The 24,391-nt window shown below is 67.5% G+C and carries 26 protein-coding genes; 15 read left to right on the forward strand and 11 right to left on the reverse strand.

Features of this window, described 5'->3' with window-relative positions; all coding sequences use genetic code 11:
• Position 1: 1 nt before the first annotated feature.
• From JNG39_RS09735 to tsaD, 3 genes are all read right to left on the reverse strand, one after another.
• Positions 2 to 1,258, reverse strand: coding sequence for a mechanosensitive ion channel family protein (locus JNG39_RS09735; RefSeq protein WP_368311085.1), 1,257 nt, complete (start codon positions 1,256 to 1,258; stop codon positions 2 to 4).
• Positions 1,255 to 1,614 (reverse strand): dihydroneopterin aldolase, encoded by a 360-nt coding sequence (folB, locus tag JNG39_RS09740; protein ID WP_368311087.1) that lies wholly within the window; start codon positions 1,612 to 1,614, stop codon positions 1,255 to 1,257. Before folB ends, JNG39_RS09735 begins: the two co-directional genes overlap by 4 nt.
• Positions 1,615 to 1,773: 159 nt before the next feature.
• The gene (gene tsaD / locus JNG39_RS09745) at positions 1,774 to 2,826 is read right to left on the reverse strand and encodes a tRNA (adenosine(37)-N6)-threonylcarbamoyltransferase complex transferase subunit TsaD (protein WP_368311089.1); all 1,053 of its coding nucleotides are present in this window, start codon (positions 2,824 to 2,826) and stop codon (positions 1,774 to 1,776) included.
• 56 nt (positions 2,827 to 2,882) lie between these two features.
• Between tsaD and rpsU the strand changes: the two genes are divergently transcribed.
• The 5 genes from rpsU to JNG39_RS09770 all read left to right on the forward strand — a co-directional run bounded on the left by rpsU (position 2,883) and on the right by JNG39_RS09770 (position 6,496).
• Positions 2,883 to 3,098 (forward strand): 30S ribosomal protein S21, encoded by a 216-nt coding sequence (gene rpsU, locus JNG39_RS09750; protein WP_029213735.1) that lies wholly within the window; start codon positions 2,883 to 2,885, stop codon positions 3,096 to 3,098.
• 137 nt (positions 3,099 to 3,235) lie between these two features.
• Complete coding sequence (locus JNG39_RS09755; protein WP_368311092.1) at positions 3,236 to 3,679, forward strand: GatB/YqeY domain-containing protein; 444 nt, start codon at positions 3,236 to 3,238, stop codon at positions 3,677 to 3,679.
• Between the two features lie 140 nt (positions 3,680 to 3,819).
• Positions 3,820 to 3,993, forward strand: a complete 174-nt coding sequence (locus tag JNG39_RS09760; RefSeq protein WP_144913073.1) for a DUF1328 family protein — start codon at positions 3,820 to 3,822, stop codon at positions 3,991 to 3,993.
• 51 nt (positions 3,994 to 4,044) lie between these two features.
• Positions 4,045 to 5,790, forward strand: coding sequence for a DNA primase (dnaG, locus tag JNG39_RS09765; RefSeq protein WP_368311094.1), 1,746 nt, complete (start codon positions 4,045 to 4,047; stop codon positions 5,788 to 5,790).
• Positions 5,791 to 5,881: 91 nt separating this feature from the next.
• Entirely contained in the window at positions 5,882 to 6,496 is a 615-nt protein-coding gene (locus tag JNG39_RS09770; RefSeq protein ID WP_368311096.1) for a DedA family protein, read from the forward strand.
• A 143-nt stretch (positions 6,497 to 6,639) separates the two neighbouring features.
• Here JNG39_RS09770 and JNG39_RS09775 read toward each other — a convergent pair whose 3' ends face one another.
• Complete coding sequence (locus tag JNG39_RS09775) at positions 6,640 to 7,509, reverse strand: LysR substrate-binding domain-containing protein (RefSeq protein ID WP_368311098.1); 870 nt, start codon at positions 7,507 to 7,509, stop codon at positions 6,640 to 6,642.
• Between the two features lie 104 nt (positions 7,510 to 7,613).
• Here JNG39_RS09775 and JNG39_RS09780 point away from each other — a divergent pair, with 104 nt between their 5' ends.
• The 8 genes from JNG39_RS09780 to dgoD are packed head-to-tail and all read left to right on the forward strand — an operon-like array spanning position 7,614 to position 15,632.
• Complete coding sequence (locus tag JNG39_RS09780) at positions 7,614 to 8,612, forward strand: 2-dehydro-3-deoxygalactonokinase (RefSeq protein ID WP_368311100.1); 999 nt, start codon at positions 7,614 to 7,616, stop codon at positions 8,610 to 8,612.
• Positions 8,613 to 8,647: 35 nt separating this feature from the next.
• Positions 8,648 to 9,637: an arabinose ABC transporter substrate-binding protein gene (locus tag JNG39_RS09785; RefSeq protein ID WP_368311102.1), complete on the forward strand. Its 990-nt coding sequence runs from the start codon at positions 8,648 to 8,650 to the stop codon at positions 9,635 to 9,637.
• Positions 9,634 to 11,175, forward strand: coding sequence for an L-arabinose ABC transporter ATP-binding protein AraG (gene araG, locus JNG39_RS09790; RefSeq protein ID WP_368311103.1), 1,542 nt, complete (start codon positions 9,634 to 9,636; stop codon positions 11,173 to 11,175). The genes JNG39_RS09785 and araG overlap by 4 nt, the downstream gene beginning before the upstream one ends.
• Positions 11,172 to 12,176: an L-arabinose ABC transporter permease AraH gene (gene araH / locus JNG39_RS09795; RefSeq protein ID WP_368311104.1), complete on the forward strand. Its 1,005-nt coding sequence runs from the start codon at positions 11,172 to 11,174 to the stop codon at positions 12,174 to 12,176. Before araG ends, araH begins: the two co-directional genes overlap by 4 nt.
• A complete protein-coding gene (locus tag JNG39_RS09800) occupies positions 12,176 to 13,054 on the forward strand; it encodes an SMP-30/gluconolactonase/LRE family protein (RefSeq protein WP_368311106.1) in 879 nt (292 codons plus the stop codon). Before araH ends, JNG39_RS09800 begins: the two co-directional genes overlap by 1 nt.
• The gene (locus JNG39_RS09805) at positions 13,051 to 13,860 is read left to right on the forward strand and encodes an SDR family oxidoreductase (RefSeq protein ID WP_368311107.1); all 810 of its coding nucleotides are present in this window, start codon (positions 13,051 to 13,053) and stop codon (positions 13,858 to 13,860) included. The genes JNG39_RS09800 and JNG39_RS09805 overlap by 4 nt, the downstream gene beginning before the upstream one ends.
• Before the next feature lie 5 nt (positions 13,861 to 13,865).
• The gene (locus JNG39_RS09810; RefSeq protein WP_368311109.1) at positions 13,866 to 14,477 is read left to right on the forward strand and encodes a 2-dehydro-3-deoxy-6-phosphogalactonate aldolase; all 612 of its coding nucleotides are present in this window, start codon (positions 13,866 to 13,868) and stop codon (positions 14,475 to 14,477) included.
• A gap of 3 nt (positions 14,478 to 14,480) precedes the next feature.
• Complete coding sequence (gene dgoD / locus JNG39_RS09815) at positions 14,481 to 15,632, forward strand: galactonate dehydratase (protein ID WP_368311110.1); 1,152 nt, start codon at positions 14,481 to 14,483, stop codon at positions 15,630 to 15,632.
• Between the two features lie 112 nt (positions 15,633 to 15,744).
• On the opposite strand, the gene JNG39_RS09820 is transcribed toward dgoD, so the two are convergent.
• Positions 15,745 to 16,278 (reverse strand): rRNA large subunit pseudouridine synthase E, encoded by a 534-nt coding sequence (locus tag JNG39_RS09820; protein WP_368311112.1) that lies wholly within the window; start codon positions 16,276 to 16,278, stop codon positions 15,745 to 15,747.
• Positions 16,279 to 17,130, reverse strand: coding sequence for a class I SAM-dependent methyltransferase (locus tag JNG39_RS09825; RefSeq protein WP_368311113.1), 852 nt, complete (start codon positions 17,128 to 17,130; stop codon positions 16,279 to 16,281).
• A 188-nt stretch (positions 17,131 to 17,318) separates the two neighbouring features.
• On the opposite strand from JNG39_RS09825, the gene JNG39_RS09830 reads away from it, so the two are divergent.
• A complete protein-coding gene (locus JNG39_RS09830) occupies positions 17,319 to 19,418 on the forward strand; it encodes a TonB-dependent receptor family protein (RefSeq protein ID WP_368311115.1) in 2,100 nt (699 codons plus the stop codon).
• A 94-nt stretch (positions 19,419 to 19,512) separates the two neighbouring features.
• Here JNG39_RS09830 and JNG39_RS09835 read toward each other — a convergent pair whose 3' ends face one another.
• From JNG39_RS09835 to JNG39_RS09855, 5 genes are read right to left on the reverse strand one after another with little or no spacing between them, the layout of a single operon-like run.
• Positions 19,513 to 20,688, reverse strand: a complete 1,176-nt coding sequence (locus JNG39_RS09835; RefSeq protein WP_368311116.1) for an ABC transporter permease — start codon at positions 20,686 to 20,688, stop codon at positions 19,513 to 19,515.
• Positions 20,685 to 21,419, reverse strand: coding sequence for an ATP-binding cassette domain-containing protein (locus tag JNG39_RS09840; RefSeq protein ID WP_368311118.1), 735 nt, complete (start codon positions 21,417 to 21,419; stop codon positions 20,685 to 20,687). Before JNG39_RS09840 ends, JNG39_RS09835 begins: the two co-directional genes overlap by 4 nt.
• Positions 21,416 to 22,963 (reverse strand): alpha/beta hydrolase, encoded by a 1,548-nt coding sequence (locus JNG39_RS09845; RefSeq protein ID WP_368311120.1) that lies wholly within the window; start codon positions 22,961 to 22,963, stop codon positions 21,416 to 21,418. The genes JNG39_RS09840 and JNG39_RS09845 overlap by 4 nt, the downstream gene beginning before the upstream one ends.
• A gap of 5 nt (positions 22,964 to 22,968) precedes the next feature.
• Positions 22,969 to 23,163, reverse strand: coding sequence for a helix-turn-helix transcriptional regulator (locus JNG39_RS09850; protein ID WP_247372736.1), 195 nt, complete (start codon positions 23,161 to 23,163; stop codon positions 22,969 to 22,971).
• Complete coding sequence (locus JNG39_RS09855) at positions 23,160 to 23,570, reverse strand: hypothetical protein (protein ID WP_368311122.1); 411 nt, start codon at positions 23,568 to 23,570, stop codon at positions 23,160 to 23,162. Before JNG39_RS09855 ends, JNG39_RS09850 begins: the two co-directional genes overlap by 4 nt.
• A 310-nt stretch (positions 23,571 to 23,880) precedes the next feature.
• Between JNG39_RS09855 and JNG39_RS09860 the strand changes: the two genes are divergently transcribed.
• A complete protein-coding gene (locus tag JNG39_RS09860) occupies positions 23,881 to 24,390 on the forward strand; it encodes a spore coat U domain-containing protein (RefSeq protein WP_368311123.1) in 510 nt (169 codons plus the stop codon).
• The last annotated feature ends 1 nt before the right edge of the window (position 24,391 follow it).

Raw genomic sequence — 24,391 nt, forward strand, 5'->3', positions numbered from 1 at the left:
GTCAGTGCTCCGCGGTTCGCAGGCCCACCAGGGCCTCGCGCACGTCGCCGCCCGAGGGCTGCTGGAAGGGGCGCAGGCCGAACTCGGGGAGGATCGCGATGAGGTGGTCGAAGATGTCGGCCTGGATGCGCTCGTAGTCGAGCCAGACCACGGTATTGGTGAAGCAGTAGATTTCCAGCGGGATGCCCTGCGCGCCGGGATCGCGCATGCGCACCATGCGGGTCATCTTGTCGTGCACGTCGGGATGCGCCGCGAGGTATGCCTCGGCATAGGCGCGGAACGCGCCGATGTTGGTCTGCCGACGGCGGTTCACCGGCAGCTTGCCCGGCTCGCCCAACGCCTCGTTCCAGCGCCGGATATCCTCGCGCTTACGCTCCAGGTAGGCCTTGAGCAGGTACACCTGGCCGAAGCGCTCGATCTCCTCGTCTTCCAGGAAACGCACGCAGGCGGCGTCGACGAAGAGCTCGCGCTTGATCCGCCGGCCACCCGACTCGGACATGCCTCGCCAGTTCTGGAACGACTCGGCGATGAGCTTCCAGGTGGGCACGGTGACGATGGTGCGGTCGAAGTTGCGCACCTTCACCGTGTGCAGCGTGATGTCGATGACGTCGCCGTCCACGCCGGCCGACGCCATGGTGATCCAGTCACCCACGCGCAGCATGTCGTTGGTGCCGAGCTGGATGCCGGCCACGAAGCCGAGGATGGTGTCCTTGAACACCAGCAGCAGCACCGCCGACATCGCGCCGATACCCGACAGCAGCAGCCCGATGCTCTGGTGGGTGAGCTTGGTGATGACCAGCACCAGCGCCACGATCCATAGCGCCAGCTGCAACAGCTGCACCACGCCCTTGATGGAACGCTTGCCCGCCGGCGTGGCGCTGTAGAGCGATTCGAACGCGACCAGCGCGCGTCCCAGCGAGCCGATGACGCAGACGATCATCCAGCACACGGCCAGGTTGCGTACGAGCACGGCCAGGGTATCGAGCGGTTCAAGCAGCTCGTCGATGCCGTAGTAGATGACGATCGCCGGCAGCATGCGCGCCAGCCAGCGGAAGGCGCCATGCTCGTAGAGCGCGTCGTCCCATCGCCAGGCGGTGTGCCGCGTGGCGACGCGGACGACGCGGTGCAGGAACAGGCGCCCCATGAGGCCCACGAGCCAGGCCAGGAGGAACAGGCCCGCCACCAAGGCGACACGGCGCAGCTCGGGCGAGGCGATGAAACTCTCGACGACGGCCAGCGAGGCTTTGGGATCGATCATTCCGGCTTCGTGCCCCGTTCGATGCGCACGCCCACGGCTTTGGCACCGCGCACGGCACCCGGCTTGGACAACTTCAGCCGTACCCAGCTCACGCCGAACTCCTCGCGCACGATGTCCGCGCAGCGTTCGGCCAGCGTCTCCACCAGGCCGAAGCTCGACGACTCCACGTAGGCCTGCAGGCGCTTGGAGATCGATTTGTAGTTGAGGGTGTCCTCGATGGCGTCGGTGGCCGCGGGCTTGCGGTTGTCGAACGCCATTTCCAGGTCGAACGAAAGCGTCTGCCGGATGCGGCGTTCCCAGTCGTAGATGCCGATGACCGCGTCGATGCGCAGGTCTTCGATGAAGACGATGTCCATGGGGGATGCGGCTTTTGAAGAAGTGTTACAGGGTCGGTGACCCGCCGGTTTTACGCAAGCGGGCTTTCGCCGACACGGTCGGCTCCCACCCCTTCGGTAGGAAGCTTTCTACCGAAGGGGTGGGAGCCGATCGTATCGGCGAAGGAGCGCGTAGCGCTCCTAACCCGCCGCCTGCAGCGTCTCCAGGCTCCACCGCGGATGCACCTGGATCGTTTCGTCCTGTCCCTGCCCCGCCGCCAGGCGAATGGCACCGGCCAGCGCGATCATCGCGCCGTTGTCGGTGCAGAACTGCAGGCGCGGGAAATACACGCGGAAACCGTCGGCCGCGGCCGCCTGCGCCAGTTGTTCGCGCAGGCGCTTGTTCGCACCCACGCCGCCGGCGATCACCAGCCGTTTCGCCCCCGCGGCCTCGAGCGCGCGGCGGCACTTGATCGCCAGCGTATCGACGATGGCCTCCTCGAAGGCCCGGGCGATGTCGGCACGGGTCTGCTCAGATTTGTCCGAGGCCTGCCAGGCCAGCAGCACCTGGGTCTTCAGGCCCGAGAAGCTGAAGTCCAGCCCGGGCCGATCGACCATGGGCCGGGAGAATCGGAACGTGCCGGGCCGTCCCTGCTCGGCCAGCTTCGCCAGGGCCGGGCCGCCCGGATAAGGCAGCCCCATGAGCTTGGCCGTCTTGTCGAAGGCCTCGCCCGCGGCGTCGTCGAGCGTGTCGCCGAGGATGCGGTACTCGCCGATGGCCTTGACCTCGACCAGCATCGAATGGCCGCCGGAGACCAGCAGGGCCACGAAGGGCGGCTCCGGCGGATCGTCCTCCAGCAGCGGCGCCAGCAGGTGGCCTTCCATGTGGTGCACGCCGATGGCCGGCACGCCCAGCGCCCAGGCCATGGCCCGCGCCGCCGCCGCGCCCACGAGCAGGGCCCCGACCAGGCCGGGGCCGGCCGTGTAGGCCACGCCGCCGAGGTCGGCGGGCGTGAGCCCGGCCTCCTTCAACGCCTCGCGGACCAGCGGCAGCAGCTTGCGGACGTGGTCGCGGCTGGCCAGTTCCGGCACCACGCCGCCGTACTCGGCGTGCAGGGCGATCTGGCTGAACAGCGCGTGCGAAAGCAGCCCGCGACCGGGCTTTTCGGGATCCCAGCGGAGCAGGGCCACCCCCGTCTCGTCGCAGGAGGTTTCCACGCCGAGTACGGGCTTTGAAATTTTCGAATCGATCACGTTATAATCCACGGCTCACCCGGGTTCACGGGTCAGTTTAAACAAGTGGAGTTTCCATGCCGAGCGTTAAAGTCCGCGAGAACGAGCCGTTTGAGCTTGCCCTCCGTCGCTTCAAGCGTACGTGCGAAAAGGCTGGCGTTCTGGCCGAAACGCGCAAGCGCGAATTTTACGAAAAGCCGACCCAGGAGCGTAAGCGCAAGCGCGCTGCTGCGGTGAAGCGTCACCTGCGCCGTCTGTCCCGCGACACGACGCGCCGGACCCGCATGTACTGATTGCCTCCCCGGCCGTCACGGCCGGGTGATGGATCCGCGGCTGGCGCGTTCGCCCGCTGCCGCCGCAATCAGGCGGAAAACCCAGCCGGCTTCGCCGAAAGGCGAAGCCGGCTTTTCGTCGTCCCGGAGATAACATCATGACTCTCAAGGCAAAGATCACCGAAGACATGAAGGCCGCCATGAAGGGCGGCGAGAAGGATCGTCTGGCCGTGATTCGCCTCATGCAGGCGGCCATCAAGCAGCGCGAAGTCGACGAGCGGATCGAACTGGACGATACCCAGGTGCTGGCCGTGCTCGAGAAGATGCAGAAGCAGCGCCGCGACTCGATCGAACAGTACGACAAGGCGGGCCGCACGGAGCTGGCCGACGTCGAGCGCTACGAGATGGGCGTGATCGACGGCTACCTGCCGGCGAAGCTGTCCGACGACGAACTGGACGGCATCATCGCCGCCGCCATCGCCGAAACCGGCGCCAGCTCGGCCCGCGACATGGGCAAGGTGGTGTCCCTGGTGAAGGAAAAGGCCGCCGGGCGCGCCGACATGGGCGCGGTGGCCGGGAAGGTGAAGGCCCGGCTGGGCTGATCCGGCAACGTGATTCGCCGATACGATCGGCGAATCCGACGAAGCGCGCCCCGCACGTTCACAATCGCCCCACACCGCCCGCCGCATCCTGCGCCCGCGACTGGGGAGCGGTTCCTCCGGCGCCATCCTCGGAGAACCCCATGCTCAAGTACGCCATCATCTTCGGCCTCATCGCGCTCGTGACCGGCGCGCTCGGCTTCAGCCGGATCTCGGGCTTCGCCGCGACGATCGCCAAGGTCTGCTTCGCCATCTTCCTGATCCTCTTCATCATCGCCATCCTGGCCGTGATCGGCGTGTTCAAACTGGCGTTCTAAGCCTGCGTCAAGCTCCATACGGGAGCGGATGCGTGGCATCCTAGGCGTTGCATGCGCGGCCGTATCCCTGACTCATTCATCGATGAACTGCTCACTCGCGTCGACATCGTCGACGTGATAGAGCGGCGCGTGCCGTTGAAAAAGGCCGGCCGCGAGTGGACGGCCTGCTGCCCGTTCCACAACGAACGCTCGCCGTCGTTCTACGTGAGCCCGCAGAAGCAGTTCTTCCACTGCTTCGGCTGCGGCGCGCACGGCAGCGCCATCAAGTTCCTGATGGACTACGACCGACTGGAATTCCCCGACGCCATCGAGGAACTGGCCCAGTCCGCCGGTCTCAAGGTGCCTTACGAAGGCGGCCGCGACGACAAGCCACGCGAGGATCGCAGCGACCTCTACACCCTGCTCGACGAGGCCGCCTCGTTCTACCAGCGCGAACTGGGCGGCAGCGACGAGGCGAAGGCCTACGTGAAGCGCCGTGGCCTCGACGAAGACACACTGAAGCGCTTCCGCATCGGCTGGGCGCCCGCGGGCTTCGACGGCGTGCTCAAGGCGCTGGGCACCAGCGACCGCCGCCGTCAGCTGCTCAACGAGGCCGGCATGGTCGCCAGCAACGAGCGGGGCAACCGCTACGACCGCTTCCGCGAGCGGGTGATGTTTCCCATCCTCGACCGCCGCGGCCGCGTGATCGCCTTCGGTGGCCGCGTGCTGTCGTCCGACCAGGGCCCGAAATACCTCAATTCCCCCGAGACACCGCTGTTCCACAAGGGCCGGGAGCTGTTCGCCCTGTGGCAGGTGAAGCAGGCCCATACCCACCTCACGCGGATCATGGTCGTGGAGGGCTACATGGACGTCATCGCCCTGCACCAGGCGGGCCTGCCCATCGCGGTGGCCACCCTGGGCACGGCCACCACGCCCGAACACGCCGAAGTGCTCTTCCGCGCCGCGCCCGACGTGTATTTCTGCTTCGACGGCGACCGCGCCGGCCGCCAGGCGGCCTGGCGCGCGCTGGAGTCGATCCTGCCGCGCATGCGCGACGGCCGCCAGGCGCACTTCCTGTTCCTCCCGGATGGCGAAGACCCCGACACCCTGGTACGCAAGGAAGGCAAGGACGGCATCGAGAAGCGTATGGCCGACGCGATGCCGATGTCCGAATACTTCTTCGAGGAACTGGCCCGCGACGTCGACGTCAGCCGCCTCGACGGCCGCGCCCGCCTTGCCGAGCGCGCCCGCCCGCTGATCGCCCGCCTGCCCGACGGCGCCTTCCGCGACCTCATGGCCCAGGAACTGCAACGCCGCACGGGCGCGCAGGCCGTGCTCGAGCCCGAGTCGGCACCCCGGCAGGCCGCACCGGCATCGCGCGGCGGCAACGTGCAGCGCAGCCTCGTGCGTAGCGCCATCACGCTGCTGCTGGCCCAGCCCGCGCTCGCCGACGAGGTGGAGCCGCCCTACGCGTTCCTGCGCCTGGACCGGCCCGGCGTGCCCCTGCTCGCCGAACTGATCGACATCGCCCGCAGCCGCCCCGGGATCAACCCGGCCGTGCTGGTGGAGGCGTTCATGGATCGCCCCGAATACCCGTCGCTGCAAAAGCTGATGCAGGCCGAGATCGTCGGCGAAGCCGACATGCAGCGGGTGGAATTCTTCGACGCCCTGGCCCAGATGGAGCGACAGGCCGCGTCACAGCGCCGCGAGTACCTGATCGGCCGCCATCGCGAAGGCATTCTGGAGGATGCCGAAAAGGCCGAGCTGCGCGCGCTGCTGGCGGCGCTCGCCGCGCCGGCACCGATGGAGGGCCGATGATGCGGCACGGCACGCACCAGGCGCGATCCGTGGGATCATCGCCCTCTTGTTCTACGATGGAACCGGCCCCAGCCGGACTGATGCACCGCTGATGGATATCCTCAACAGCCTCGTCGACGTTTTTGGACACAACGGCTATATCGCCGTGTTCATCGCGTTGATGCTCTGCGGCGCCGGCATCCCCCTGCCCGAAGACCTGACCCTCGTCGCGGGCGGCATCATCACCGGCCTGGGCTACGGCGACGTGCATACGATGGTCGGCGTGGGCATGGCCGGCGTGCTGGTCGGCGATTCCACGATGTTCCTGCTGGGCCGTCATTTCGGCGGGCGCATCATGCGCTGGCCCCTGGTGGCCCGCCTGCTCACGCCCGAGCGCTACGCCAAGGTGCAGGAGAAGTTCGAGCGCTACGGCAACCGCCTCATGTTCGTGGCCCGCTTCCTGCCCGGCATGCGCACGGCCGTGTTCATCACCGCCGGGGCCACGCATCGCGTGGGTTTCTTCCGCTTCCTGCTGCTCGACGGCATGGCCGCCGCCATCAGCGTGCCGATCTGGGTGTACCTGGGCTATTTCGGGGCGCACAACCACGAATGGCTGACGATGTGGATCCATCGCGGGCAGACGGGGCTGTGGCTGGCCATCGCGGCGGCCATCGCGGTGGTGGGCGTGATCTGGTGGCGGAAGCGCAAGACCGCGCGGGATTGCTGATCGGCGCTCGGCGTGAGCCGATGTCATCGCCCTGGGTCCCTGCGTACGCAGGGACGACGTGAGGTAACGTCCAACGTGACGTCATTCCTGCGCACGCAGGAATCCAGCGCTGCACGGTATGCAAGAGTGACAGCGCAACATCGTCAAGGCCCCGCACCCAACTCCCCGACCAACCACTCCCTGAACACCGCCGTCTCCTCCCGCGACTCCGCCTCCCGCGATACGGCCAGGTAATACGTGTGCTGCAACGGCACCTCGATATCGAACGGCTCGGCCAGTCGCCCCGCGGCGAGGTCGTAAGCCACCAGCAGCTCCTGCGCCAGCGCCACGCCCTGCCCTTCGATGGCCGCCTGCAACATCATCGTGGCGTCGCCGAAACCCATCTCCCGCGACACCGCCCCCGGCTCCACGCCCGCGCGCTCGAACCATTGATCCCAACTCGCCGATGCGGCCGACCGGCGGCTCGCCCGTTCGTGCAGCAGCATCTGGCTGGTGAGGTCGCCCGGCGATGCGATGCGCCCGGCAAGCGCGGGCGAACACACGGGCACGTAGCCGGTCGCCACGAGGATCGTCGCGCCTTCCATCAGACGATCGTCGATGGAAAGGTCCCAGCGGGCCTCTTCGCCGCCATCGGTCACCACCTCGACGGCGACGTCCGGATGCCTGGCGAGGAAGCGGAACAGCCTCGGCACGAGCCATTTCGTACCGAACGCGGGGGGCACCGCCACGCGTAACGAGGCCGGTCGCTGGTCGAGCACCTGGTCCGTGGCATGTTGCAGCGCACGAAATGCGTCGCGAACGCGGGGAAAATAATTCTCGCCGGCGGGCGTGAGCGAGAGTCGATTGTTGCTTCGCACAAAAAGCGGCGTGCCGAGGTACGACTCCAGCAACTTGACCTGGGCACTGACTGCGGCCGCCGTCAGCGACAGTTCTTCCCCCGCCTTGGTGAAGCTCAAATGCTGCGCCGCAAGCTCGAACACACGCACGGCGTTGAGGGGGAGCGAGCGCTTCATCGCGAGGTCTTCAAGAAAATTTTGGGGAAAGCCCGAAGAAATTCTAGTTTGCCTGTCTCCGCCGGTGCCGCCAAGAATCCGGAGCGCTTTCGAACGGACATTCGATGAACATCGTCACCATCGACACCGGTACCACCAACACCCGCGTCAGCGTCTGGCGCGACGGCGAGGTCGTCGGCCAGGCCGCCGCCCAGGTCGGCGTGCGCGATACCGCCATCACCGGCAGCACGGCGAAGCTCGAGGACGGCGTCCGCGAGACCATCGCATCGGCGATCGCCGATGCCGGACTGGAGCGGAACGACATCGGCCGTGTGCTCGCCTCGGGCATGATCACCTCCAACATGGGCCTGTGCGAGATCCCGCACATCCCCGCGCCCGCCGGCATCGACGACCTGGCCAAGGCCATGCGCGAGTCACTGGTGGAGAACGTATGGCACCAGCCGATCTGGTTCGTGCCCGGCGTGCGCAATCCCGTGGAGCACATCGGCCTGCACAACTGCGAGGCGATGGACATGATGCGCGGCGAGGAGACCGAATCCTTCGCGCTCATCGAACGCCTGGGCATCGTCGAGCCCACCGTGATCGTGTTGCCCGGCTCGCATTCGAAGTTCGTCAGCATCGACGCCCACCAGCGCATCGACGGCTGCGTGACCACGTTGGCCGGCGAACTGCTCCAGGTGATCTCGCACGACACCATCCTGGCCGGATCGCTCAAGGAAGGCTTCGCCAGGCGCGTGGACCCCGAGATGCTGCTGGCCGGCGCGGCGGAGTCGAAGAAGATCGGCCTGGGCCGCGCCTGCTTCAGCGTGCGCATCCTCGACCAGTTCGCCGTCTACGACGCCAACGCGCGCGCCAACTTCCTGCTCGGCGCGGTGCTAGGCTCCGACCTGCTCACGCTGAAGAATTCCAGCGCCATCCGCATGAGCCCGGGCACCCGCTTCGTCATCAGCGGCAAGCCGGTACTTCGCGACGCCATCGCCCGCCTCGTGGAGGGCGACGATTTCTTCTCCGGCACCGTGACGGTGCTGGACGACGACGAACAGCGCGACCTCGCGGGATACGGCGCCATCGCCGTCGCCCGCCACCGTGGCTTGATCGACTAGCCCACCCTTCGAACACGCGACACGAGGAACATCGCATGAAGATGAAAATCGCCCTTGGCCTCACGGCACTCGCCCTCGCGATCGGCCTGTCGGCCTGCTCGTCGGGCGGCAACGAACAGGTGAAGATCGGCTTCGTGGTGAAGCAGCCCGAAGAACCCTGGTTCCAGGACGAATGGAAATACGCCGAACAGGCGGCGAAGGAAAAGGGCTTCACCCTGGTGAAGATCGGCGCGCCCGACGGCGGCCAGGTGCTTACCGCCATCGACAACCTGAAGTCGCAGCATGCCCAGGGCTTCGTCATCTGCACGCCCGACGTGAAGCTCGGCCCCTCCATCGTGGCCAAGGCGAAGGCCGACGGCCTGAAGCTGATGACCGTGGACGACCGCCTCGTCGACGGGTCCGGCAACCCCATCGACTCGGTGCCTCACATGGGCATCTCCGCCTCGAAGATCGGCGAACAGGTGGGCCAGGCCATCGCCGACGAGATGAAGAAGCGCGGCTGGAAGCCGGAGGAGACCGGCGCGCTGCGCATTGCCTACGACCAGCTGCCGACGGCGAAGGAACGCACCGACGGCGCCGTCGCCGCGCTGACCGCCGCGGGCTTTCCCAAGGAAAACGTGGTCAACGCGCCGGAAGCCAAGACCGATACAGAGAACGCCTTCAACGCGGCCAACATCGCGATCACGCAGAACCCCAAGTACAAGCACTGGGTAGCGTTCGGCCTCAACGACGAGGCCGTGCTCGGCGCCGTGCGTGCCGCGGAAGGCCGTGGCTTCCGTGCCGACGACATGATCGGCGTGGGCATCGGCGGCAGCCGTTCGGCGCTCAACGAGTTCGACAAGCCCGAAGCCACCGGCTTCTTCGGCAGCGTGCTGATCAGTCCGAAGCGCCACGGCTACGAAACCTCGGTGAACATGTACGAGTGGATCAAGAACGACAAGGCGCCGCCGGCGCTGACGCTGACCACGGGCAAGCTCATCACCAAGGCCAACTCGACCGAAGTGCGCAAGGAGATGGGGCTTTGACGATCGGGAGCACGCCGCGCCTGGAGTTCCGCCACATCGGGAAGAGCTTCCCCGGCGTGCGTGCGCTCGCCGACGTCGGCTTCAGCGTGCGCGCCGGCAGCGTGCACGGCCTGCTCGGTGAGAACGGCGCGGGCAAGTCCACCATGATGAAGATCCTCGGCGGCGAATACGTACCCGACGAGGGCGAAGTCGCCATCGACGGCCAGGCCATGGCCTTCCGCAAGGCCGCCGACGCCATCGCCGCCGGCGTGGCGGTGATCCACCAGGAGCTCCAGTACGTGCCGGAGCTGTCGGTGATGGAAAACCTGCTGCTCGGCCGCCTGCCCACGCGCATGGGCCTGGTCGATCGCCGGCGTGCGCTGGCCTACGTGAAGGAAAGCCTCGACGCCCTCGGCGTCGACCTCGATCCGCGGGCGAAGCTCAAGCAGCTGTCCATCGGGCAGCGGCAGATGGTGGAAATCGTCAAGGCGATCCTGCGCGACGCCAAGATCCTCGCCCTGGACGAACCCACCAGCTCGCTCTCGCACCGCGAAACCGACGTGCTGTTCCGCCTCGTGCGCGACCTGCGCGCGCAGGGCAAGGCGATGATCTACATCTCGCACCGCCTGGACGAGATCTTCGAGCTGTGCGACGCCGCCACGATCTTCCGCGACGGCCGCAAGGTGGCCGACTTCGACACGCTCGAAGGCGTGTCGCGCGATACCCTCGTGCAACGCATGGTGGGCCGCGACATCGGCGACATCTGGGGCTACAAGCCGCGCGAACACGGCGAGGTGCGCCTCTCCGTGAAAGGCATCACCAGCCGCATCGTTCCCCAGCCGGTGAGCTTCGACGTGCGCGCGGGCGAGATCGTGGGCTTCTTCGGCCTGGTCGGCGCGGGCCGTTCGGAAGTCATGCGCGCCGTCTACGGCGCCGACAAGCGCATGTCGGGCGAGGTGGACATCGACGGCCGCACGGTGAAGGCCGGGCGCATCCGCGATGCGATCCGCCAAGGCCTGGTGTTCTGCCCGGAAGACCGCAAGGAAGAGGGCATCATCGGCGTGCGCTCGGTGGCCGAGAACATCAACATCAGCGCGCGTCGCAACCACCTCTCCGCCGGCCTGTTCGTCAACGACCGCGTGGAAGCGCAGACGGCCGACCACTACATCGATCGCCTGCGCATCCGCACGCCCAACCGCCGCCAGGAAATCCGCCTGCTGTCGGGCGGTAACCAGCAGAAAGCCGTGCTGTCGCGCTGGCTGGCCGAGAAGGACCTTCGCGTGCTCATCGTCGACGAGCCCACCCGCGGCATCGACGTGGGCGCGAAGAACGAAATCTACAACGTGCTCTACGAGCTGGCCGCCCGCGGCGTGGCCGTGGTGATGATCTCCAGCGAGCTGCCGGAAGTGCTCGGCGTCTCCGATCGGGTGATCGCCATGTCCCGTGGCCGCATCGTCGCCCAGTTCGCCCGCGGCGAAGCGACCGAGGCGAACGTCCTCGCCGCCGCACTCCCCGAAGGCGCCGCCGCCTCACCTACGTTAAGCCAGGTAAACCCATGACCGAATCCAACGCCGCCGCCGCCATCGGCGCCACCCCAGACACCCCGGCCGTGCGTCGCCGAGCCATGTTCTGGCAGATGGTCGACGACTACAGCCTGATCCTGATCTTCGTGGCGCTGTTCGCCGTGCTGAGCCTCACGGTGCAGTACTTCTTCTCGTGGGACAACATGGTCGGCCTGCTGCTGTCCGTGTCGCAGATCGGCATGGTCTCGTGCACCATGATGTTCTGCCTCGCCTCGCGCGACTTCGACCTCTCGGTCGGTTCCACGGTGGCCTTCGCCGGCGTGTTCTGCGCCATCGTCGCCAATGCCACGGGCAGCGTCGCCATCGGCGTGGTCGCGGCGCTGATCGCCGGCGGCCTCGTCGGTTTCGTCAACGGCGCGGTGATCGCCAAGCTGAAGATCAACGCCCTGATCACCACGCTGGCCACCATGGAAATCGTGCGCGGCCTGGCCTTCATCAGCTCGCAGGGCCAGGCGGTGGGCGTCACCAACGACGCCTTCTTCACCCTCGGCAGCGCCTCGCTGGCCGGACTGCCGGTGCCGGTGTGGGTCACCCTGGCCTGCTTCGCGGTGTTCGGCGTGCTGCTCAACAAGACCATCTACGGCCGCAACACCCTGGCCATCGGCGGCAACCCCGACGCCGCGCGCCTGGCCGGCGTGTCGGTGGATCGCGTGCGCATCGCCATCTTCCTCATCCAGGGCCTCGTCGCCGCACTGGCGGGCATCATCCTCGCCTCGCGCATGACCAGCGGCCAGCCGAACGCGGGCGAGGGCTTCGAGCTCAACGTGATCTCGGCCTGCGTGCTGGGCGGCGTGTCGCTGATGGGCGGCCGCGCGACGATCAGCGGCGTGATTGTTGGCGTTCTCATCATGGGCACCGTGCAGAATGCGATGAGCCTCATGAACATCGATGCCTTCTACCAGTACCTCGTGCGCGGCACGATCCTCCTGATCGCCGTGCTCGTCGACCAGCTCAAGAACCGCAGGCAGGCCCGCTGATGACCGACTTCAAGCCGCTGTCCGAGCAGCGCCAGGCGCATGCCGAGGGCGTGATCTGGGACGACCTCATGGGCGTGGTGCGCTGGACCGACATCGCCACGCGCACGCTGTTCGCCTACGATCCGGGCACCGGCCGCGTCAGCGAAAACGTGCTGCCCGCGCGCCTGTGCTGCTTCGCCCTCACCCACGATCCGGGCGTGCTGCTGCTCGCCCTGGAGAAGCAGCTGGCCCGTTACGACACGCGCGACGGAAGGCTGCACGTCCTGGCCGACATCGAGCCCGACCTCATCGGCATGCGCGCCAACGACGGCCGTTGCGACCGTGGCGGCAACTTCGTCTTCGGCACGCTCAACGAGCGCGGCCCGGAGAAGACCGCCTCGTTCTGGCGCTACACGCACGACGGCAACCTGCACCGCCTCGCGCTGCCCAAGGCCGCCATCACCAACAGCATCTGCTTCAGCCCCGACGGCGAAACGATGTACTTCACCGACTCGCCCACGGCGCAGATCATGGCCTGCGATTACGACGCCGCGACCGGCGAGGTGGACCGCATCCGCGTCTTCGCCGAACTGGCCAAAGGTCTCGAACCCGACGGCTCCACCGTCGATGCCGACGGCTTCCTCTGGAATACCGAGTGGGGCGGCTCGCGCGTCACGCGCTATTCGCCCGACGGTCGCGTGGACGCCACGATCGACCTGCCCGCGAAGCAACCCAGCTGCGTGAGCTTCGCCGGACCCGGGCTCGACCGCATGGTGGTCACCTCGGCCCACCTCGGCATGGCGTCGCCCGGCCCGTTCGACGGCGCGATCTTCATCGGTACGCCCCCGCGCGGGCGCGGCCTCGCGGAAGCCCGCTACGGCCACGAGGTGCGCACGTGAGCGCGGTGGGCCAGGCCGATCCCCGCACCACCCCGCTGCCGCGCCTGGCCGGCAAGGTGGCGGTCGTCACCGGCGCCACGCAGGGCATCGGCGCGGCCACGGCGAAGCTGTTCGCCGCCCACGGCGCGGCCGTGGTGCTCAACGTGCTCAAGGACGACGCGCAGGCGCGCCGCACGCTGGACGAACTGGACACCGACCGGTCGATGCTGTTCGAAGCGGACGTCACCGACCCCTCCGCCATCCAGCGCATGGTCGATGCCGCCACGGAGCGCTTCGGCGCGCCCGACGTGCTCGTCAACAACGCCGGCATCAACGTGTTCAACGAGCCGCTGTCGCTCACCGACGCGGAATGGACGCGCTGCTTCGAGGTGGACCTCAAGGGCGCCTGGAACTGCGCCAAGGCCGTCCTGCCGGGCATGTTGAAGCTCGGTCGTGGCAGTATCGTCAACATCGCCTCGGTCCACGGACACAAGATCATTCCGCACTGCTTTCCCTACCCGGTCGCCAAGCACGGCCTCATCGGCCTGACCAAGGCGCTGGGCATCGAGTACGCCGCGCACAACATCCGGGTGAACTCGATCTCGCCGGGCCTGGTGCTCACCGCCATCGCCGAGGCCGGCTTCGCCGCCGCGCCCGATCCCGAGGCCGAGCGCCGCAAGCAGACCGAGATCCTGCCCAACAAGCGCATCGGCGAGCCCGTGGAAATCGCCTATACGGCGCTGTTCCTCGCCTCGGACGAAGCCCGTTACATCAATGCCTCCGACATCCGCATCGACGGCGGACGTTCGCAGCTCTACCACGAGTGACGCCCATGGCCTGGCCTACCGCCCTCCCCCTCATCGCGATCCTGCGCGGCATCACGCCCGACGACGTCGTCGCGCACGTCGAGGCGCTGATCGCCGCCGGCTTCGACGCCATCGAGATCCCGCTCAACTCGCCCGACTGGGAGCGCAGCATCCCGATGGCCGTGGAAGCGGCGGGCGATCGCGCGCTGGTCGGTGCGGGCACCGTGTTAACGCCCGAGCTGGTCGACAAGGTGGCCGACCTCGGTGGCCACCTCCTGGTGACGCCCAACACCGACCCGGCCGTGATCCGCCAGGGTCGCGCCCGTGGCATGTACACGTCCATCGGCTTCACCACGCCGAGCGAGGCCTTCACGGCGATCGCCGCCGGCGCGCAGTCGCTCAAGCTGTTTCCCGCCGCCCAATGGGGCCCGGGCTATGTGAAGGCCATCCGCGCCGTGCTGCCCCCGGACCTCCCCCTGCTGGCGGTCGGAGGCGTAACACCGGAAAATGTCGGACAATTCCTCGATGCAGGTTGCATCGGCGCGGGCCTGGGCGGCGACCTCTACAAGCCGGGCCAGCCGGTGTCGCGCACCCGTGAGCGCGCCGAGGCCTTCGTCAAAGCCTACCGTTCGGTCTAACGCATGAAAGTCACCAAGATCACCACGTATCGCGTCCCGCCGCGCTGGATGTTCCTGAAGATGGAAACCGACGAGGGCGTCGTCGGCTGGGGCGAGCCCGTCGTGGAAGGCCGCGCGCGAACGGTCGAGGCCGCCGTGCACGAGCTGTCCGAGTTCGTGATCGGGAAGAACCCGGCGAACATCAACGACATCTGGCAGACCATGTACCGCGGCGGCTTCTACCGCGGTGGCGCGGTGTTCATGAGCGCCATGGCCGGTATCGACCAGGCCCTATGGGACATCAAGGGCAAGGTGCTCAACGCACCGGTCTACGAACTGCTCGGCGGCCGCGTGCGCGACCGCATGAAAACCTACTGCTGGGTGGGCGGCGACCGTCCCGCCGACATCATCGCGCAGATGAAGGAGCGCCTCGCCCACGGCTTCGATACCTTCAAGCTCAACGGCTGCGAGGAGCTCTCGATCATCGGCACGAGCAAGGCCATCGACGCCGCCGTGGCGAAAGTGGCCGAGATCCGCGAAGCCTTCGGCAACACTGTGGAATTCGGCCTGGATTTCCATGGCCGCGTGTCCGCGCCGATGGCGAAGGTGCTGGTGAAGGAGTTGGAGCCGTACCGCCCACTCTTCATCGAGGAGCCGGTGCTGGCCGAGCAGGCCGAGCACTACCCCCGAATCGCCGCGCAGACGTCCATCCCCATCGCGGCGGGCGAACGCATGTACTCGCGCTTCGAGTTCAAGCAGGTGTTCGAGCGCGGCGGCATCTCGATCATCCAGCCCGATCTCTCGCATGCGGGCGGCATCACCGAGTGCGTGAAGCTCGCGGCCATGGCCGAGGCCTACGACGTGGCGTTCGCACCGCACTGCCCGCTGGGCCCCATCGCGCTGGCCTCGTGCCTGCACGTGGACTTCGTCAGCTGGAACGCCGCCTTGCAGGAGCAGAGCATGGGCATCCACTACAACAAGGGGGGCGAGGTGCTCGACTACGTGCTCAACAAGGAGGCCCTGAAGCTCGACGACGGCGGCTACGCGATGCCGTTCAAGGGACCGGGCCTGGGCATCGAGGTGAACGAGGAACTGGTCATCGAGCGCAGCCGCGAGGCGCAGGACTGGCGCAACCCGTTGTGGCGCCATCCGGACGGGTCGGTCGCGGAGTGGTGAGTCCTTCTCACCCTCGGTTCGCCGATGCGATCGGCTCCCACCCCTTCGGTAGCAAGGCTCCGAAAGTCTTGCCTACCGAAGGGGTGGGAGCCGATCGTATCGGCGAATCACGCTAGCGAATAAGCCGGGTTTCGCCCAACCCCAATCCATCCAAGCGATAATCCCCGATCGCCTCGCGCACCAAGCGCAACGTCGGCAATCCCACCGCCGCCGTCATCCGCCGCACCTGCCGGTTGCGGCCTTCGCGAAGCACGATGCGCAGCCAGGCATCCGGCACCGTCTTGCGAAACCGTACGGGCGGATCGCGCGGCCATAGCCAGTCCGGCTCGTCGATGGCTTCCACACCGGCAGGAAGCGTCGGCCCGTCGTTCAACAGGACGCCGCGACGCAGCTTTTCGAGGGCTTCCGCCGTGGGAACCCCCTCCACCTGCACCAGGTAGGTCTTCGGCTGCTTGTGCTTCGGATCGGCGAGGCGGTGCTGCAGGCGCCCGTCGTCGGTGAGCAGCAGCAGGCCCTCGCTGTCGTGGTCCAGCCGCCCCGCCGCGTAGACGCCCTTGTACGGCACGAGGTCGGCCAGCGTGCGCCGGCCGGCCTCGTCCGTGAACTGGCAGAGCACCCCGTAGGGCTTGTTGAGCGCGACCAGCACTTACTTCGCGGCGGGCTTCACGAAGCGCAGCGTCATGCGATCGGATTCGCCGATGGCCGTGTACTTCGCCTTGTCCTGCTCACCCAGTGCGTACGTCGGCGGTAGCGTCCACACGCCCTTGGGATGGTCGTGATTGTCTTTCGGGTTCGCGTTGACCTCGCTCTGGCCGTCGAGCTTGAAGCCCGCGTCGGTGGCGAGCTTGATCACGTACTCGGTGGGCAGGTAACCGGTGTTGACCACCTGGTCGAGCGTCTTGCCCTTGCTGGCACGATGGTCTTCCACGCCGAGCACGCCGCCGGGCTTCAACACCTTGTACATCGCCTTGAACATGGCCTCGGCGCTGCCGTCGGCGGCCCAGTTATGCACGTTGCGGAAAGTCAGCACCATGTCGGCCGAACCGTCGGGGCCGAGGTTGGGCGTCTTGTTGTCGAACTCGACGAGCTTCGCCTTCGAATACTGCTGCGGCGCGAACTCGAACTTCTTCCGCAGCGCCGCGGCGCTCTTGGAGCCGGGAGGCACCGCGCCGATGTACTGGCCGTTGGCGTTGAGGAACGGCGCGAGGATTTCGGTGAACCAGCCGCCCGAGGGCCAGATCTCGATCACGGTCATGTCGGGGCGGATGCCGAAGAAATTAAGCATTTCCTTCGGGTGGCGGTACGTATCGCGGTCCTTGTTCTTCTCGGAACGCCAGGTACCGGCGATGACCTGGTCCAGCTGCAAGGCGGACATCTGCCCCGCGCTGGCCGGCGGCGTCGCCTGGGCGGGCTGGTCGTCGGCGAAGGCCACCGCACCGATACTGGCGACGAGGCCGATGGCGTTGGCGATGACGAACTTCTGCATGAACTTGTTCATGGCGCTACCGATGGGGATGGATGGTGGCGGCAAGGCTAGCATGGGTGGCGGATAGCGGGCCGACCGTTCGCCAAACCGTTCGCCCGATGCGACGAGCGGGCTACCGACGGGGCGGGAACTCCGGCAGGGGGTGTACGGGATGTCGACACACGACGTGCATCATGTGCTGTCCCCCAAGGATGATCCCCATGATTTCCCGCTCCGCCCTCGCCGCCCTCGCCTTCACGGCTACCGCCGCCGCCCAGGACGCCCCGCGCCTGGATCCGGTCGTGGTCACCGCCACGCGCACGGCGCAATCGCCCTACGACGTGCCCGCGGCCATCGATAGCGTGCCCACGCCGCCGGACGGCACGCTGGACGTGAACCTGTCGGAGCGGTTGCAGTCCATCCCCGGCGTCACCGCGCGCGACCGGCAGAACTACGCGCAGGACACGCAGATCTCCATTCGCGGCTTCGGTGCCCGCTCCACCTTCGGCATCCGCGGCATCCGCCTCTACACCGACGGCATTCCGGCGACGATGCCCGATGGGCAGGGCCAGGTCACCCATTTCAACCTCGATTCGGCCGAGCGCGTGGAAGTGCTGCGCGGTCCGTTCTCCGCTCTCTACGGCAACGCGTCGGGCGGCGTGATCCAGCTGTTCACCGCCGACGGCACCGAGCCGCCGGAGCTGCGCTTCGGCGTCGCGGGCGGCAGCAACGGCAACCTGCGCGCGTCGACCAACGCGCGCGGCGTGGCGGGGCCGGTCGACTACAACGTCGATGTCAGCCACTTCCGCACCGACGGCTACCGCGACCACAGCGCCGCGCGCCGCGAATCGGGCAACGCCAAGCTCGGCTGGAACGTCGACGACGACACGAAGCTCACCCTCGTGCTCAACGCCGTCGACATCCCGGACGCGCAGGACCCCCTCGGACTGACCCGCGCCCAATACCACGCCAACCCTCGCCAGGTCGCTTCCGTGGCCGATACGTTCGACACGCGCAAATCGGCCGACCAGCAGCAGGCGGGCGTGATCTGGGACCAGCGCGTCGACGACGCGAACAGCCTGCGCGTGATGACTTACTACGGGCAGCGTTCGGTCACGCAATACCTTTCCATTCCCACCGCCACGCAAATCGCGCAACCGGGCAACTCGGGAGGGGTGGTCGACCTCGACAACGCGTACGGCGGCGGCGACGTGCGCTGGACCTGGCGCGACACGCTGGCCGGAAAGCCGTTCGAACTGGCCGCCGGCGTGGCCTACGACAACCAGCACCAGCATCGCGAAGGCTACGAGAATTTCGTGGGCAATGCGCTCGGCGTGCGCGGCGCGAAACGCCGCGACGAAATCGATCGCGTGTTCGACTTCGACCAGTATGCCCAGGCGACCTGGCGCGTGGCCGACGACTGGACGCTGATGGGCGGTGCCCGCCACAGCGAAGTGCGCTTCCGTTCCAGCGATCGCTACATCGCCGCGGGCAATCCCGACGACAGCGGCACGGTGCGCTACGCGGCCACCACGCCGGTGTTCGGCGTGCTCTGGCGTGCCGCGCCGTGGGCGCATCTCTACGCCAACTGGGGCCGTGGCTTCGAGACGCCGACCTTCTCGGAAATCGGCTATCGCGCCGACCGGGGCGCGGGCCTGGCGTTCGACCTCAAGCCGTCGCGATTGAAGAACATGGAGCTGGGCATCAAGTTGCGCCCGGGCAAGGACATGTCCGCCGGGCTGGCGGTGTTCCGCGCCGACAGCGACGACGAACTCGCCGTGGCGACCAACCTCGGCGGCCGCACCACGTACCAGAACATTCCGCACTCGCGGCGGCAGGGCATCGAAGCATCGTTCGACGGCGCGCTCGCACGAAACCTGCGCTTCGTCGCGTCCTACACGCGGCTGCTCGCGACCTTCCGCTCGCCGTTCCTCACCTGCGTCTCCGCCGGATGCCCGGCACCGGATACGCCGGTGGACGCGGGCACGCGCATTCCCGGCGTGCCGCGCACGATGGGCTACGCGTCGCTGAAGTACGGCGGTGAGCGAGGCTGGCAGGCGGGACTGGAGATGAATGCCGTCGGCCCGACGTCGGTGAACGATCTCGGCACCGAGTCGGCACCGGGGTACGCGTCGTTCGGCCTGAGCGGCGGTTACGTCTTCGACCAGGGGCCCTGGCGGGTGAATACGTTCGGCCGCGTGGACAACCTCGCCGACCGGCACGTGATCGGATCGGTGATCGTCAACGACGGCAATGGACGGTACTACGAGCCGGCACCGGGGAGGACGTTCCTGGTGGGCGTGGATGTGACGTGGCGGTAACCATGCATCGCCGATACGATCGGCTCCCACCCCTTCGGTAGGCAGTCCGCCAGCCTACCGAAGGGGTGGGAGCCGATCGTATCGGCGAATCGGCCTAGCCGGAAATCGCCAGGCGCTCAGAGCGATACAACCACGCCGTGACCACGATCGCCACGAAGGCCGCGGCGAACCCGCCCCCCAGGCACAGGCCCACCTGCCACGCCGTCATCCCGTCGCCGCGCAGCAACTGCACGATGCCCAGGTTCTGCCCCAGCAACGGCACCGCGTACATCCACGGCTCGGCGCGCACCTGGATCACCGACAACAACACGCTCGGCAGGATCGGAATCATCATCAGCACCGAGAGGTACGTCTGCGCCTCGCGATAGCTGCGTGCGCACGCCGACACCAGCGACTGCAGCGCGGCCAGCAACACCAGCAGGGGAAGCATCAGCAACAGCACGCGGGCGGCGAAGCCGACACCCAGGTCGAGCGCGATGCCGAGCTTGTCGACGGGAATGAACCACGGCGCGGTGGAGAACGCCGCCACGCACAGCAACAGGCTGACCAGGGAAAACGTGCAGATCGCCAGCAGCTTTCCCGCGAGGATCTTCCAGCGCGCGACCGGATTGACGAACAACGGCTCGAGGGATTGCCGCTCGCGCTCGCCCGCGGTCAGGTCGATGGCGAGGTACATGCCGCCGAGGAACACCGTGAGCACGAGGAAATACGGCAGGAACGAAAACATCAGCCCGGAACGCGCCTGCGACGAGGCCTGGTCGCGATCGGCGACCTGCAGCGGCCACGCCGTCGTGGGCGAGAGTCCCCGCGAGATCAGTCGCATGGCACCCTCACGCTTGGCGTATCCCTCCAGCACCGCGCGCACGCGGGCCACCAGGGGATTCGCATCGCGTCGCGAGGAGTCGTGGATCAACTCCACCTGCACGGGCTGCCCCTTGTTCCATGCCTGCACGTAGTCCGGCGCGATGCGCAGCACCATGTCCTCACGCTGGTCGCGCACGGCGGCCTCGGGATCGGCCGGCGCCGGCACCACGTCGATGTTGGATGCCCTCAGCATGCGCACGAGGTTCGGTGCCGATGCCGCACCGATGACAGGCACGGAGATCGGTTGGTCCGCCTTGCCCAACTCACGGTTCACCGCGATGTTCATCATCATGATGAACAGCACCGGTCCGAGCAGCGGTCCGGTGACGAGCGCGTTGATCAGGGCGCGGCGATCGCGCAGGTTCTCGCGCACTTCCTTCCAGTAGACGGCCAGCAGTGCGCTCATGCGGCAAGCCCCTCGTCGGTGCCGATCAGCGAGACGAAGGCATCTTCGAGGTTCGGCTTGCCGGTGCGCTCGAGCAAGGCGTCGGGCGTGTCGTCGGCCACCACGCGGCCGTGCGCGATCACCACGATGCGATCGCACAGTGCGGCCACCTCCTGCATGATGTGGCTGGAAAACAGCACGCAACGCCCCTCGTCCTTCAATTGCCGCATGAAGCGGCGCATGGCCCGCGTGGCCATCACGTCGAGTCCGTTGGTAGGTTCGTCGAGCAGCACGTTGCGGGGATCGTGCACCAAGGCGCGCGCGATGGCCGTCTTTACCCGCTGGCCCTGCGAAAAGCCCTCGGTGCGACGCGTCGCGATGTCCCGCATGTCCAGGGCGTCGATCAGCGCGTCCCGCCGGCTGGCGAGCAGACCGGGGGACATGCCGTGCAAACGGCCGAAGTAGTCGATGTTTTCCGCCGCGGTCAGGCGCTTGTAGAGACCGCGCGCGTCGGGCAGCACGCCGAGGGCACGGCGCACGGTCTGCGGATCGGTGGCGGCATCCACGCCGTCGACCAGCACCTGGCCCGCGTCGGGCTTCATGAGGGTGTAGAGCATGCGCAGGGTCGTGGTCTTGCCCGCGCCGTTGGGGCCGAGCAGCCCGGTGATCTCGCCGTCGCGCGCGGTGAAGCTCACGCCGTTCACGGCGCGCACGTCGCCGAAGGACTTGTGCAGGTCTCGTACGTCGATCATGGCGTGGCTCCGTTGAAGCCCACGAAGGCGGGCAGCGGCGAAAGGCGGTCGAGGCAGGCGGCGTCCAGCGGCTTGGCATCGCCCTTGTCGATGAATTCGGCGAACAGGCGCGGCATGCAGCCGCGCATCACCACGTTGTGGCCCTGGCCCTTGAGCACGAAATGACGTCCGTTGGGCAGGCCCTTGAGCACCTCGTCGCCGTAACGCGGCGGCGTCACCGGGTCGTACTGCCCGGAAAGCAGCAGCGTGGGAATGGGGCTCCTCAGCGGTTGGCGGAAGTCGGCGGGGCGCTTGCCATGCGGCCAGACCGAGCATGCCGCACGGAAGGCCTCGATCATGGCGTCGCCGAGGATGAGGTCCTTGTCCTGCGGCCGCGGCTGCAACTCGGAGGCGTCTTCCGAACACAGCACGGAATACTGCATGCCGCCGTCCATCGTGTCGCCCAGGTCGCCCGCGAGAAGCTTGGCCTGGCCGAGCAGCGGGCCGACGTCGCCATGCGCGGCGGCGTCGATCGACAAGGGCAGCAGGGCCGAGGTTTCCGGTGCGTAAGCGAACATGCGCACCACCGTGGCGAGCACGTAGTCGCTGAGCATCCGCTCGGTGGAGGCATAGGTCTGTGGATCGCGGAAGCTCACCTTGTGCGGATTCGCGCGCAACGCATCGCGCAACTGGTAGAGCGTCTGGTAGGAATCGCCGAAGCGCGCGTGGCACGCCTTGTCCGCGTCGCAATCCGCGAACCGCGCCTTCAACGCGGCATCGAGGTTGATCGCGAATTCCTCGCCCAGCACGAGCGTGTTGGGCACCACGCCGTCGAGGGTGATGGTGCGCACGGCGTCGGGATGGCGCATGGCGTACTGCTGGGCGACGCGCGTGCCGTACGACACACCGAGCAGGTCGAACGCCGGCGAACCCAGTGCCTGCCGCGCGTCTTCGAGGTCGGCGACCGCGTCGGTGGTGGTGTAGAAACGCACGTCGGCATCGGTCGAGAGCTGGTCGAGGCAGTGTTTCGTTTCGCGGCGCACCTTGTCCGCGTCGAAGCCGCCCTCGTCGTCGCCCGCGTCACCGGGCTCGCTGTCGCGGCAGCTGAGCGGATGCGATCGGCCCGTGCCGCGCTGGTCGAGCAGCAATACGTTGCGATGGGCCTGTACCCCCGCCATGGCGGGCTCGATGGCCGCATAGGTTTCCGTGGCCGCCTGGCCGGGGCCGCCGGCGAGGAAGGCGACCATGTCGGTGGCGGGCACCTGGGCATCGCTGCGCACCACGGCGAGCCGTAGCGATATCTTCCGGCCATCCGGATGCCCGCGATCCTCGGGCACCTCGAACGGCGCGCACCAGGCGGCCACCGACAGGGCCGTATGCGGCTGGCCGAGTTCGCAGGGCTTCAGTGTGAGCCTGCCGAGCGTCCACGTGGCGGGCGGCGCGGCTTGGTGGGCGGCCGGCACGGGGGCTTCCGTTTTGTCGTGGCCGTGCTGCAAGGTCTGCCGCACGCCGAAGCCGGCGGCGAGGATCGCGACGATGAGGGCGATCCGGGGAGCGGTTTTCATGCCTGTCAGTCCTCCGGCGTGAAGATGGATTCGATGGGCAGCGCGAAGAGGCGCGCGATCTTGAAGGCGAGCGGCAGGCTGGGGTCGTATTTGCCCGTCTCGACGGCGTTCACCGTCTGCCGGGACACGTCCAGCTTCTCGCCCAGGTCGGCCTGCGACCAGCCCAGCGCGGTACGGAGTTCACGAACGTGGTTGTTCATCGTTGGCGGGCGTAACGCAGCCGGCAGGCGCACTTGGCCATGCCGAAGCAGAACATGAGCGCCGGTAAGACCCAGATCGCCACCGCTTCCGCCGGTGGCGAAGGCAACACCTTCGCATTGAGCAACATGCCGTAGGTGAAGAAGCCGAAGCCGCCGATACCTCCACCGATGGCGATGGCCTGCAGGTCGATGAGCCGTTCGAATTCGTCCTGGTCGCGGATCACGCGCACCATCGCCCGGATCACGAAGGCGATGGGCACGACGGGCAACAAGGTGACGACGGTGCGCGCCATCGTGCCTTCGAGCGTCTTCAGCCAGGAAACCGCCAGCAGGATGAGCAGCACGTAAGCCAGCATGGCGGGAAACAATTCGCGGTAGTACCGCTTGTGGACGGCGCGCAGTGGCATGTCGGAAGGCCTCGGTGAACGTGTGGCGGGGCGTCGGGAATGCAGCGGAGCGGTCGGACGTGGCGTCGCGGGTGGCCCCCTTTCCACACGCGCGGGGCGTGTCAAGCACGCTTGACATACATCCTGCGCGCGCCACGACCGCATGTCAAGCACCCTTGACATGACGAGTAAGCCGTTTCGGCATCGCTAGGCCGATCCGGCCGCCGTGCCGAATTTCCACACCGCCTCACGGTGTCCTTCACCATGCTGGTCCCGAGGGAACCGACAACGATGCGTAAGCAGGACGCGTCACACCGCCCGGGAGAAGCCCATGAACCGCCTCCGTCCCCTCGCGATCGCCGCGATCGCCATCGCCGCCGGTTCCACCGGCGCCGGCGTACAGGCCGCGACCGCCACCAATACGTTCAACGTGCGCATCACCATCACCGCGGCGTGCAACATCACTACCACCGCGCCCACCGACGTGAACTTCGGCACACAGCCGTCCACCGCCACCAACGTGGACAACCAGGGCGCGTTGAACGTGAACTGCACGCCGCTGGCGCCGTACACCATCGCGCTGGACAACGGGCAGAACGGCACGGACGCGAACAGCCGAAAGATGAGCAACGGCACGTCCCTGGTGCCCTACCAGCTCTATCGGGCCGCCACACGCACGTCGGCCGACGTATGGGGGAGCACGACCGGCACGGGCGGCAACGTGTTCTCCGGCACCGGCACCGGGGTGAGCGTGCCCATTCCCGTCTTTGGCCGCGTGCCCAGCACCAACTTCGCCGCGGGCAGCTACACCGACACGATCACCGCCACGATCACGTACTGAC

Source organism: Luteibacter sp. CQ10 (assembly GCF_040900725.1).
In the GTDB taxonomy this organism is placed as follows: domain Bacteria; phylum Pseudomonadota; class Gammaproteobacteria; order Xanthomonadales; family Rhodanobacteraceae; genus Luteibacter.

Coding starts and splice junctions, on each gene's coding strand:
- JNG39_RS09825 (WP_368311113.1), bottom strand. CDS start 17,130: ATGAACAAGTTCATGCAGAAGTTCGTCATCGCCAACGCCATCGGCCTC.
- JNG39_RS09830 (WP_368311115.1), top strand. CDS start 17,319: ATGATTTCCCGCTCCGCCCTCGCCGCCCTCGCCTTCACGGCTACCGCC.
- dgoD (WP_368311110.1), top strand. CDS start 14,481: ATGAAAGTCACCAAGATCACCACGTATCGCGTCCCGCCGCGCTGGATG.
- JNG39_RS09770 (WP_368311096.1), top strand. CDS start 5,882: ATGGATATCCTCAACAGCCTCGTCGACGTTTTTGGACACAACGGCTAT.
- JNG39_RS09775 (WP_368311098.1), bottom strand. CDS start 7,509: ATGAAGCGCTCGCTCCCCCTCAACGCCGTGCGTGTGTTCGAGCTTGCG.
- JNG39_RS09855 (WP_368311122.1), bottom strand. CDS start 23,570: ATGCCACTGCGCGCCGTCCACAAGCGGTACTACCGCGAATTGTTTCCC.
- JNG39_RS09860 (WP_368311123.1), top strand. CDS start 23,881: ATGAACCGCCTCCGTCCCCTCGCGATCGCCGCGATCGCCATCGCCGCC.
- JNG39_RS09760 (WP_144913073.1), top strand. CDS start 3,820: ATGCTCAAGTACGCCATCATCTTCGGCCTCATCGCGCTCGTGACCGGC.
- JNG39_RS09785 (WP_368311102.1), top strand. CDS start 8,648: ATGAAGATGAAAATCGCCCTTGGCCTCACGGCACTCGCCCTCGCGATC.
- JNG39_RS09810 (WP_368311109.1), top strand. CDS start 13,866: ATGGCCTGGCCTACCGCCCTCCCCCTCATCGCGATCCTGCGCGGCATC.
- JNG39_RS09755 (WP_368311092.1), top strand. CDS start 3,236: ATGACTCTCAAGGCAAAGATCACCGAAGACATGAAGGCCGCCATGAAG.
- dnaG (WP_368311094.1), top strand. CDS start 4,045: ATGCGCGGCCGTATCCCTGACTCATTCATCGATGAACTGCTCACTCGC.
- JNG39_RS09840 (WP_368311118.1), bottom strand. CDS start 21,419: ATGATCGACGTACGAGACCTGCACAAGTCCTTCGGCGACGTGCGCGCC.
- JNG39_RS09845 (WP_368311120.1), bottom strand. CDS start 22,963: ATGAAAACCGCTCCCCGGATCGCCCTCATCGTCGCGATCCTCGCCGCC.
- folB (WP_368311087.1), bottom strand. CDS start 1,614: ATGGACATCGTCTTCATCGAAGACCTGCGCATCGACGCGGTCATCGGC.
- JNG39_RS09780 (WP_368311100.1), top strand. CDS start 7,614: ATGAACATCGTCACCATCGACACCGGTACCACCAACACCCGCGTCAGC.
- JNG39_RS09800 (WP_368311106.1), top strand. CDS start 12,176: ATGACCGACTTCAAGCCGCTGTCCGAGCAGCGCCAGGCGCATGCCGAG.
- JNG39_RS09835 (WP_368311116.1), bottom strand. CDS start 20,688: ATGAGCGCACTGCTGGCCGTCTACTGGAAGGAAGTGCGCGAGAACCTG.
- araH (WP_368311104.1), top strand. CDS start 11,172: ATGACCGAATCCAACGCCGCCGCCGCCATCGGCGCCACCCCAGACACC.
- JNG39_RS09850 (WP_247372736.1), bottom strand. CDS start 23,163: ATGAACAACCACGTTCGTGAACTCCGTACCGCGCTGGGCTGGTCGCAG.
- rpsU (WP_029213735.1), top strand. CDS start 2,883: ATGCCGAGCGTTAAAGTCCGCGAGAACGAGCCGTTTGAGCTTGCCCTC.
- JNG39_RS09735 (WP_368311085.1), bottom strand. CDS start 1,258: ATGATCGATCCCAAAGCCTCGCTGGCCGTCGTCGAGAGTTTCATCGCC.